9 protein-coding genes and 1 pseudogene are annotated in these 10,598 nt (G+C 69.0%); 5 read left to right on the top strand and 5 right to left on the bottom strand.

Annotated elements, in window-relative coordinates; translation table 11 throughout:
- The 4 genes and pseudogenes from ASJ79_RS32105 to ASJ79_RS10290 form a co-directional block, all read left to right on the top strand.
- A pseudogene (locus tag ASJ79_RS32105) lies at positions 1-127 on the top strand (glucose-6-phosphate dehydrogenase (coenzyme-F420)); the annotation flags it as partial.
- A gap of 16 nt (positions 128-143) precedes the next feature.
- Positions 144-1,115, top strand: a complete 972-nt coding sequence (locus tag ASJ79_RS10280) for an endonuclease/exonuclease/phosphatase family protein (protein ID WP_067954779.1) — start codon at positions 144-146, stop codon at positions 1,113-1,115.
- 17 nt (positions 1,116-1,132) lie between these two features.
- Complete coding sequence (pta, locus tag ASJ79_RS10285) at positions 1,133-3,211, top strand: phosphate acetyltransferase (protein ID WP_067954781.1); 2,079 nt, start codon at positions 1,133-1,135, stop codon at positions 3,209-3,211.
- Positions 3,212-3,216: 5 nt separating this feature from the next.
- Positions 3,217-4,389, top strand: a complete 1,173-nt coding sequence (locus ASJ79_RS10290) for an acetate kinase (RefSeq protein ID WP_067954792.1) — start codon at positions 3,217-3,219, stop codon at positions 4,387-4,389.
- Here ASJ79_RS10290 and ASJ79_RS10295 read toward each other — a convergent pair.
- From ASJ79_RS10295 to glnX, 4 genes are all read right to left on the bottom strand, one after another.
- Positions 4,309-4,767 (bottom strand): STAS domain-containing protein, encoded by a 459-nt coding sequence (locus tag ASJ79_RS10295; protein ID WP_067954783.1) that lies wholly within the window; start codon positions 4,765-4,767, stop codon positions 4,309-4,311. The two genes, ASJ79_RS10290 and ASJ79_RS10295, sit on opposite strands and share 81 nt — an antisense overlap.
- A gap of 275 nt (positions 4,768-5,042) precedes the next feature.
- Entirely contained in the window at positions 5,043-7,325 is a 2,283-nt protein-coding gene (locus ASJ79_RS10300) for a serine/threonine-protein kinase PknG (RefSeq protein ID WP_067954785.1), read from the bottom strand.
- Positions 7,325-8,323, bottom strand: a complete 999-nt coding sequence (locus ASJ79_RS10305) for a glutamate ABC transporter substrate-binding protein (protein ID WP_082753764.1) — start codon at positions 8,321-8,323, stop codon at positions 7,325-7,327. The genes ASJ79_RS10300 and ASJ79_RS10305 overlap by 1 nt, the downstream gene beginning before the upstream one ends.
- Positions 8,324-8,355: 32 nt before the next feature.
- Positions 8,356-9,675 carry a protein kinase G-activating protein GlnX gene (gene glnX, locus ASJ79_RS10310; RefSeq protein WP_067954790.1) on the bottom strand — a complete coding sequence of 440 codons (1,320 nt, stop codon included), beginning with the start codon at positions 9,673-9,675 and terminating at the stop codon, positions 8,356-8,358.
- A 157-nt stretch (positions 9,676-9,832) separates the two neighbouring features.
- Here glnX and ASJ79_RS10315 point away from each other — a divergent pair, with 157 nt between their 5' ends.
- Entirely contained in the window at positions 9,833-10,324 is a 492-nt protein-coding gene (locus ASJ79_RS10315) for an NUDIX hydrolase (RefSeq protein ID WP_067954793.1), read from the top strand.
- Here ASJ79_RS10315 and ASJ79_RS10320 read toward each other — a convergent pair.
- A partial coding sequence (locus ASJ79_RS10320) for a thiamine phosphate synthase (RefSeq protein WP_197420161.1) occupies positions 10,308-10,598 on the bottom strand: 291 nt, incomplete at its 5' end. The genes ASJ79_RS10315 and ASJ79_RS10320 overlap by 17 nt on opposite strands.

Consider the following 10,598-nt stretch of genomic DNA (forward strand, 5'->3'; position numbering starts at 1 on the left):
CAAGGTCAAGGATTACGTGGACTGGGGGCTCAACCACCTGGTGTTCCACGCCCCCGGCCACGACCAGCGCCGCTTCCTGGAACTCTTCCAGCGCGACCTGGAACCGAGGCTGCGCAAGCTCGGCTGAACACCGGCACCGCGAGATGATCCGGATTCCCGCGACGGTGCTCGGCCTGTGCGCACTGTCCGTCGCGGTGGTGGGGCTCGGCGCCCGCTACGTGCCGATCTCCGGGCACCCCACGCTGATCGCCGCCGCCGCCGCGCCCTACCTCGCGCTCGCGGCGCCGGCGGCGATGCTGTTGCTGGCGGTGGGCAGGCGTTGGCTGCTGACCCTGGCCGCGGTCGCGGTGACCCTTGCGCTGTTGGGCATGTACGTGCCGCGGTACCTGAGCTCGGCGGCCCCCGACGTGGCGGCCGTCGACGTGCGCGTGCTGACCGCGAACCTCTTTCTCGGACAGGCCGATCCGGCGGCTTTCGTCGCGCTGGCCCGCGACGCCGCCGACATCGTGGCCGTCCAGGAGATGACGCAGCAGTCGGCCGACGGATTGTCGGCGGCCGGGATGGACGCCGCCTTCCCGTACCGGGTGATCATGCCGGCACGCAATGCGTCCGGCATCGGGATCTGGAGCCGGCATCCGATCGTGCACTCCGGCCGCATCGACGGCTACACGCTGCCGATGGTGGGGTCGCGGATCCGCATCCCCGGCGTACGCGTCGACGCCACCGTGCTGTCGGTGCACCTGCCCGGTCCCTGGCCCACGCCGATCGACGGGTGGCGGTCGGACATCGCGCGGTTACCCGACACCCTGGGTGAGGTCGGCCGCACGGCCGGGGCGGGTGCGGTGATCGTGGCCGGGGATTTCAACGCCACCGCCGACATGGCGCCGTTCCGCCGGCTGCTGGTGGACGGCTACGGTGACGCCGGTGCCGACGCCGGGGCGGGACTGGTGCGCACCTACCCGGGCCGCGGGATGCGGCCGCCGCTGATCGGGATCGACCACATCCTGACCAAGAACTGTTCCACCGCGAGCGTCGGCACGGTGGTGGTGCCCGGCGCCGACCACCGCGGTCTGGTGGCCACCCTGCGGGTCCCGGTGGACATGACGGCCAGTTGACAGGCAGGCTTTGACACGTGCCCGACGCGCCGAAGGCAACCACCCACCCGATCTACATCGCGTCGCCGGAAGGCGACACCGGGAAATCGACCATTGCGCTGGGCATCCTGCACCGGCTCGCCGCGACGGTGGCCAAGGTCGCGGTCTTCCGGCCGATCACCAGGATGGGCGAGGGCCGGGACTACATCCTGGAGCTGCTGCTCGACCACACCACCGCGGGGCTGCCCTACGAGGACTGCGTGGGTGTCGGCTATCAACAGCTGCACGACGACCCCGACGCGGCGCTGGCCGACATCGTCGACCGGTTCCACCGGGTCGCCGACCGATGCGACGCGGTGCTCGTCGTCGGCAGCGACTACACCGACGTGGCCACGCCCAGCGAGCTGTCCATGAACGCCCGCATCGCCGCCAATCTGGGCGCGCCGGTGGTGCTCGCGGTCAAGGCCAAGGACCGCACCCCCGAGCAGGTCGTCCAGGTCGCCGAGGTCTGCATCGACGAGATCGCGGCGCAACATGCGCACACCGCCGCGGTGGTGGCCAACCGCTGCGACCCGGCGCGGATGGCCGAGGTCGCTGAGGCGCTGACGAAGGTCGAGCCCCGCAGCTACGTGCTGCCCGAGGAGCCGCTGCTGGTGGCCCCGTCGGTGGCCGAGCTGCGCGACGCGGTCGAAGGCGCGATGGTGCAAGGGGATTCGGCGCTGCTCGACCGCGAGGTGCTCGACGTGCTCGTCGCGGGAATGACGGCCGAGCATGTGCTGGAACGACTCACCGAGGGGATCGCGGTGATCACCCCCGGCGATCGGTCCGACGTGGTGCTGGCGGTGCTCAGCGCACATGCCGCAGAAGGATTCCCGTCGCTGTCGGCGGTGATACTCAACGGCGGGCTGACCCTGCACCCGGCGATCGAATCGCTGGTGTCGGGGCTGGGCCTGCGGGTGCCGATCGTCGAGACCCGGTTCGGCACCTTCGAGACCGCGAGCCGGGTGGCGGCCACCCGCGGGCGGGTCACATCGAAGTCGCGCCGCAAGATCGACACGGCGCTGGCGCTGATGGAGAACCACGTCGACACCGCGGAGTTGTTGACGCGTCTGGCTTTTCCGATCCCGTCGGTGGTCACCCCGCAGATGTTCACCTACCAGCTGCTCGACCAGGCCAGGGCGAGCCGGAAGCACATCGTGCTTCCCGAGGGCAACGACGACCGCATCCTCAAGGCGGCGGGCCGGCTGCTGGACCGCGGTGTGGCCGACCTGACCATCCTCGGCGAGGAGGCCCAGGTGCGCGCGCGCTCAGCCGAGCTCGGCGTCGACCTGTCGACCGCGGTTGTGCTCGACCCCCAGACCAGCGAGCTGTGCGATCAGTTCGCCGCGCAGTACGCGAAGTTGCGCGCGCACAAGGGCGTCACCCTGGAGCAGGCCCGCGAGATCATCCACGATGCGTCGTACTTCGGCACGATGCTGGTGCACAACGACATGGTCGACGGGATGGTGTCGGGCGCTCGGCACACCACGGCGCACACGGTGCGACCGGCCTTCGAGATCATCAAGACCCGGCCGGATGTCTCGACGGTGTCGAGCATCTTCCTGATGTGCCTGGCCGACGAGGTGCTCGCCTACGGAGACTGCGCGATCGTGCCGGACCCCACCGCCGAACAGCTCGCCGACATCGCGATCTCCTCGGCGCGCACCGCCGCGCAGTTCGGCATCGAACCCAAGGTGGCGATGCTGTCGTACTCGACGGGCACGTCAGGAACCGGCGAGGACGTCGAGAAGGTGCGCAAGGCAACGGAACTGGTGCGCTCCCGAGCGCCCGAGCTGCTGGTCGAGGGGCCGATCCAGTACGACGCCGCGGTGGAGCCGTCGGTGGCGCAGACCAAGATGCCCGATTCGTCGGTGGCGGGCCACGCGACCGTGCTGATCTTCCCCGACCTCAACACGGGCAACAACACCTACAAAGCCGTGCAGCGCAGCGCGGGTGCCATCGCGATCGGCCCGGTGCTGCAGGGGCTGAACAAACCCGTCAACGACCTGTCGCGGGGCGCGCTCGTCGAGGACATCGTCAACACCGTGGCCATCACCGCGATCCAGGCGCAGGGATGACCGCGATGACACGGTCGGTGCTGGTGCTCAACTCCGGCTCGTCCTCGGTGAAATACGCTGTCATGGACCCGGATTCGGGTGCGCTGGTCGCAGACGGGATCGTCGAGCGGATCGGTGAGACCGGCACGGAGGGCACGGGCGTCCCCGATCATGCCGCCGCGATGCAGGTGGTCTTCGACTCGCTGGCCTCCGACGGTCATCGGCTCGACGACCTCGGCCTGGTCGCGGTCGGTCACCGGGTCGTGCACGGCGGCCCTGACCTCTACCTGCCGACCGTCGTCGACGACGACACCGTCGCGCAGCTCCAGGACCTGGCAGCCCTTGCGCCGCTGCACAATCCGCCGGCTCTTCTCGGCATCCAGGTGGCGCGCGAGGCGCTGCCGGACCTGCCTCACGTCGCGGTGTTCGACACCGCGTTCTTCCACGACCTGCCCGCCGCGGCGGCCACCTACGCGATCGACGCCGACGTCGCCGCATCCTGGCGCATCCGTCGCTACGGTTTCCACGGCACGTCACACCAGTACGTCAGCGAACAGGCCGCCGCCTTCCTCGGCGCACCGCTGGAGTCGCTGAGCCAGATCGTGCTGCACCTGGGCAACGGCGCCTCCGCGTCCGCCGTCGTCGGGGGGCGCCCGGTGGAGACGTCGATGGGCCTGACCCCGATGGAGGGGCTGGTGATGGGGACACGTTCGGGTGACGTGGATCCCGGCGTGATCTTCTACCTGTGGCGCACCGCCGGGATGAGCGTCGAGGACATCGAGACGATGCTCAACAGGAGATCGGGTGTGCGTGGCCTCGGCGGGGAGGTGGACTTCAGGGAGTTGCACCGCGAGATCGAATCAGGGGACGCCGCAGCGAAACTGGCGTACGACGTGTACATCCACCGGTTGCGCAAGTACATCGGCGCGTACCTGGCGGTGCTCGGGTCGGCCGACGTCCTCACCTTCACCGCCGGGGTCGGTGAGAACGACGCCGCAGTCCGGCGCGACGTGCTCTCCGGCCTCACCGCGTTCGGCATCGAACTCGACGAGCACCTCAACGAGAGCCCGGCCAGGACGGCCAGGCGGATCTCCCCGGAGGGGGCTCCGACGACGGTGCTAGTTATACCCACCAACGAGGAGCTTGCGATTGCTCGGGCGTGTGCGCGAGTACTTGGCGCTGGGCTCGGAGACGGGTAGCTCACGCTGCGGGTCGCAGACCCGCAGCGACCGGCGGACATGAGTTCCCGCGAGCAGGGTCCAGCGAACACCACTGCGGGCGCACACCACGTTGATGTTGGACAGCGCGGCGAACCCGGAGGCGGCGAAGAACTCGACGGTCTGCAGATCCAGGATGAGTTTGCGCGCCCCGGCCAGACGCTTCTCGACGTAGCGGGCGAGCGCCATGCTGTTGGTCGCGTCGATCTCGCCGTGGATCGTCACCAGGACGGTCGACGGCGGCAGCTCACAGGCGGAGAACGTCGCCCGGTGCTGCTCCTCGCGCAACTCGAACGAGGTCGGATCCGGCCGGAAGACACGCTGCGTACTGGGGGCCGGCAGTGGGTCGGGTAGGGACATGTGAACTCCCCTGGACGAAGTCAGGTGGCACCATGCATTTCGTTTCTCGGTGAGGTCAGGGGGTCGGGCCCTTGGTCTCAAAGCTGCACCGGTGACGCCACCTTGTGATGCAGGTCACCATACTACGGAATCAGTGGCATGGCCATACGTCGATCAGAATCACATCCATGTGCGTTCACCAGCGCATTTGGTCATGAACCCAGCCGCCGCGGGTCGGTTCGGGCGCCGAAGCGCCGGTCCCGGGACACCCAGCAACGGAATCCGTAGTTGCCGGATCAGAACGTGGACATCGGCCGTACGCTGTTGGCCAGGTCGACCAGCGCGTACCGGTGAGCCTGGGTGGGCGCCACCCTGGCCAGGCTGCGCAGCGAAGCCTCCACCCCCAACTGCAGCCCGTGCTCGGTGAACGGGAAGCCGAGGATGTGGTTGGTGCTGGCGGTGTTGTCGGCCAGCCAGTCCATCGCGGTGCCCAGCACCAGCGCGCGGATCTGCAGCACCCGGGGTTCGGTGTCGGGCAGCGCCTCCACGCGGCGCGCGGCGTCGCGGATGTGCTGTTCGGTGATCTCACTGCTGGACCGGCCGGACAGCAGCGTCACCGCGCTGGTCAGCCGGGCGGTCGTGAAATACCTTGAGGTGGCCGGTACTTCGTCGAGGGTGCGGACCGCGGCATCGCGGTCCCCGGCGGCCGACTGCGCGCGGGCCAACCCGAAACCTGCTGAGATCACCCCGTGGTCGGTGGACCACACGGTGTCGTAGAACTTGCGCTCGTCGGCGGAGCCGGCCAGTTCGGCGGTGGCGGCCAGCGCGAGCTTGGGGGCCAGCTCACCAGGTAGCATGTCCAGGACCTCGGTGAAATGCTTTGTCGCGGAATCATAATCGGCAGTCAGCAGCTCGGAGACGGCACGGAACCAGACCAGCCGCCAGCGCCAGCCGACCCGCTCGGCGAGGTCGTCGAGCTTACGCGTGGCTTTCGCGACATCGCCGAGGTCCAGCAGTGCACGGGCCTCCATCAGCGGCAGTTCCACCGACTGGCTCAGATCGACGCCCTCGGAGTCCAGCGCGCCGTGCCGCGCGGCGCGGAGCGAGTCAAGGGTTTGCACGGGCTCGCTCAACACCGTCGCCGACAACACGGTCGCACCGACATCGGTCGGGTCGACCAGCGGCACCTGCAGTGCCCTGACGATCTCCTGGGCCGTCAGCTTCTCCGAATGCACCTGACCGTCGAGGTAGACGTCGGTGTGCGCGACGAGCAGGTCGATCCCGAACGTCGAGCGGGACGGGCTGAACGTCGTCGACAAGCCGGGCCGGGGCACCCCGGTGTCCTTGGCGACCACCTCGCGCAGCACGCCCATGAGCTGGCTGGACATCTCCTCGGCGCTCTGGAACCGCCGCCGTGGGTCCGGGTCGATGGCGCGGCGCAGCAGTCTGCCGAACGAGTCGTACTCACGCAGCACAGGGTCGTCCTCGGGCAGCCCGTCGACGTAACGCCCCTTGCGGGTGCGCAGTTTCAGCGTCAGCGAGGCCAGCGTACGTCCCACCGTGTAGATGTCGGTGGCGACCGTCGGGCCGGTGCGCACGATCTCCGGCGCCTGGTAACCCGGTGTGCCGTACAGATATCCGAACGAGTTGATCCGCGACACCGCGCCGAGGTCGATCAGCTTGAGCTGGTCCTCGGTCACCATGATGTTCTCGGGTTTGAGGTCGTTGTACACCAGGCCCAGGGAGTGCAGATAGCCGAGCGCGGGCAGGATTTCGAGCATGAAACCGATCGCCTCGGCGACCGGCAGCAGAGACCGCTCGCTCTTGCGGTGGGGGGCGGCCTGCTTGAGCGAGGTTCCGCCCACGTACTCCATGACGATGTAGCCGACCGGGTTGCCGTGCTTGTCGTCGTGTTCGACGAAGTTGTAGATCTTCACGATCCCCGGGTGGGTCACCTCGGCGAGGAACTGCCGCTCGGCCATCGCGATCGCCTGTGCCTCGGCGTCCCCGGAATGCACCAGTCCCTTGAGCACGACGGGCCGGTCGTTGACGTTCTTGTCGAACGCCAGATACACCCAGCCCAGTCCGCCGTGGGCGATGCAGCCCTTGATTTCGTACTGGTCGGCCACGATGTCGCCGACGTTCAACTGCGGCAGAAAGGAGTACGCGCTGCCGCAGTGCGGGCACCAGCCTTCCGAGGGGCCCTTGCCGTCCTTGGTGGACCGGCCCACCGGCCGTCCGCAGTTCCAGCAGAAGCGTTTCGACTCCGCCACCACGGGGTCGGTCATCAAGGCGGCCAACGGATCCCGCGCCCTGACCCGCGGGATCTCGACCAGCCCGCCGCCCAGTCTGCGGGTCGGGGACATGTGGCGGGTCACGGTCGTGGTGTTCAGCTGCGGCTCGGTGTCCCCGGTGTGGAACCGTCCGTCGCTGTCGTCATCGTCGTCGTCGAAGAAGTTGGGCCGGTACACCGCCTGGGTGGCCATCGGCCGCATCGTCGACATCGTGTCGTCGGCGAGGTCTGCGAAGGACGCGGGCTGCGTGCCGGGGTCCTCGTCGAAATCTTCGGGGTCGGCCATCAGTCGGTGTACCTCGCGGCCGGAGGTGAGGGTGCGGGGCCGAGCACGGTCAACCACTTGCGGTACAACGTGTTCCACGTGCCGTCGCCGCGGATGCGCTGCAGCGTGCCGTTGACGTAGCGCACCAGTCCGGTGTTGTGCAGGTTGACGCCGATGCCGTACAACTCCTCGTTCAGTGACGGGCCGACGATGTGCAGATACGGGTCCTGCGACACCAGCCCGGCCAGGATCGAATCGTCGGTGCTGACCGCGTCGACCTGCCGCTGCTGCAACGCCACCAGGCAGTCGGCCCAGGTGATCACGCCGACGATGATCGGGGGCGGCGTGATCTGCTGGATCCGCTCCAGCGACGTGGTGCCCTTGGCCACGCAGACCCGCCGGCCCGACAGATCGGCCGACTGCCGGATGTTCGAATCCCGTGGCGCCAGGATGCGCTGGTTGGCGGTCAGGTACGGGGTGGAGAAGTTGACCAGCTTCTTGCGCTCGCAGGTGATGGTCATGGTCTTGACGACGACGTCCACCTCGTTGTCCTGCAGCGCGGAGACCCGGTCGGCGGACGCCAGGATGCGGTACTCCACCTGCGACGGGGTGCCGAAGATGTCCCGGGCGATCTCACCGGCGATGTCGACGTCGAACCCGGTGATCTCGCCGGTGATCGGATCGCGGAAGCTGAACAGGTTGCTGCCGATGTCGAGCCCGACGATGAGCCGGCCGCGGGCCTTGATGTTGGCCACCGCCCGGTCCGCGTCTTCCTGATTGTCGAACGGACGCAGGCTCTCCCGCGGGTCGCAGTCGTCGTCGGCCGCGGTCGGCGGCCGCGCCGGTTCCGGCGGCATCTCCTCGAACCCCGCCGGGGTGGGCGGCGCGAGGATCACGGTCGGCGTCGGCACCACCGGCGACGTCTGCGCACACCCGGCCAGCAGCAGCACCCCGGCCAGCACCGCGCCCACGCCCTTCACGCTCATCACCGGCTGTCTGTTCTTCGCGCAAGCGCTCATCACCGGCTGTCTGTTCTTCGCGCAAGCGCTCATCACCGGTACTCGCTCAATCTCGGCCAGATCCCCAGCGCCACCGCCACGGCCGCCGCGATCGACAGCGCGGCGGCGCCGACCGTCGCACCGGACAGCACCCGGCGGGCGTTGACGATCTCGTTGCGCAGCTGCGCCCGGCTCTGTTCGATGCCCTTGCTCAGCGCCTCGTCGAGCTTGTCGAACGCCGGCGTCGAGTCGTCCTCGCCGGTACCCAGCGCCACCTGCGTGGCGGCCTGGTAGTTGCCGACCGCGATGTAGGCCGAGATCCGGTCGTCGGCCGCGCGCCACCGGTCCAGCAGCGCATCGGCGTCGGCCAGATCGGTCTTGTCGATCGAGTCGTCACGCGCGAGATAGCGCGCCAGCTGCTCTTTCATGTCCTCGATGCGCTGGTAGTAGGACTGCTTACGCACATCCTCATCGCCGCGCCGGATCAGCGACAGGGTCTCGTCGGCCCGCGCCTGCTGTGCGGTGATCGCCATCGTCGTGACCGTCTTCAGCGATTCGGCCGCGGTCTCCTTGGCGCTGCGGCTGTCGGCGGTCGAGATCACCAGCGCGGTGCCGACCCACATCAGCATGATCAGCACCGCGAGCCCGCCCGCGACGAATCCGATGTTGACCCGGCGCCGCGTGCGCTTGGCCAGCCAGCGGTTGGCGAACACCCCGAACAGCAGGGTCGCGACGACCACCAGGATCACCGGGGTCGGAATCCGGGTGGACGCGGTGGTCTCGGCGTCGACCCGTGCCGAGGTCTCCTCGTAGAGCCGCTGGGCGTCGGGCAGGATCTGCTGCTGCATCAACGCAGACGCTTCCGACAGGTACGACGAGCCGACCGGATTGCCGGCGCGGTTGTTGGTCCTGGCGGTCTCGACCAGCCCGGTGTACACCGCGAGCCGCGCGTTGATCCGGCCCAGCAACTGGACCAGCGACTCCTCGGTCAGGCCGCTGGACGCGCGCGTCACCGCGACCGACGCGTCGGTGATGGCCTGCTCGTAACGCTGCCGCACCGCGCGCGGTTCGGCGCCGGCGATGAACGCGGTGGCCGCGGCCGCGTCGGCGACCGACAGCGTGGTGTAGAGCTGGCCCGCCGCGAACGACAACGGCTCGGTGTGGTTCAGCACGGTTGTCAGCACCTGCTGGCGGTCGTTGATCGTGGTCGACGTCGCGAACGCACTGGCGATCACCAGCGCGGCGAGCACCAGCCCGATGGTCAGGATGCGCCCCGGTGTCGTCCACAGAAACCACCAGCGTGGATGCGACGCACCCGTCGGCGACCGCGACGCAAGAGGCTCGGTCGAGGGGTGCGCCAACTCCACAGTCACGTCTGCGCGGACCTCATCCTGGTCTCGATCTCTCCGGCGGTCGTTCGGATCACCAACTCTGGATACGCGGATTCTATGAGGGAATTCTAAGAGCTCATCGTCGGGAGTGCTGGGATTCAGGTGCCACGAATTCCGGCGCGTTCCCTATCCTGAACGCGTGCGTGGAGACGGTGACGGTTGGGTGGTGTCGGCGACCGGCAATGCGTACTGGGGCCGCCACGGTGCGGCCGGGCTGCTACTGCGGGCGCCCCGCCCCGACGGATCGGCGGCGGTGCTGCTCCAGCACCGCGCGCCGTGGAGTCATCAAGGCGGCACCTGGGGCCTGCCGGGCGGTGCCCGCGACAGTCACGAGAGCGCCGAGCAGGCGGCGATGCGTGAGGCGCACGAGGAGGCCGGGCTGCCGCCCGAACAGCTGACCGTGCGGACCACCCTGGTCACCGCCGAGGTGTCCGGCTGGACGTACACCACGGTGATCGCCGATGCGTCCGAAGAACTGGACACCGTGCCGAACCGGGAGAGCGCGGAGTTGCGCTGGGTCGCCGAGGACGAGGTCGCCGAGCTGCCGCTGCATCCCGGGTTCGCCGCGAGCTGGGAGCGGCTGCGTCAGGTCACGGCCGCGATCCCGCTACTGGTCAACCCGCACAGCTGAGCAGTCCGGCGAGCTCCTCGGCCGCGGCCTTCGGGTCGTCGGCCGCGGTGATCGCCCGCACCACGACCACCCGGCGCGCACCGGCGGCGAGCACCTCCGGAAGCCGCCCGGCGTCGATGCCGCCGATCGCGAACCACGGTTTGTCGGTGCCCAGCGCGGCGGCCGCCCGCACCAGTTCCAGGCCCGGTGCCGGACGGCCCGGTTTCGTCGGCGTCGGCCAGCACGGCCCCACACAGAAATAGTCCACATCCTCGACCACTGCCGCCCTGACCTG

Source organism: Mycobacterium sp. NAZ190054 (assembly GCF_001545925.1).
In the GTDB taxonomy this organism is placed as follows: Bacteria; Actinomycetota; Actinomycetes; order Mycobacteriales; family Mycobacteriaceae; genus Mycobacterium.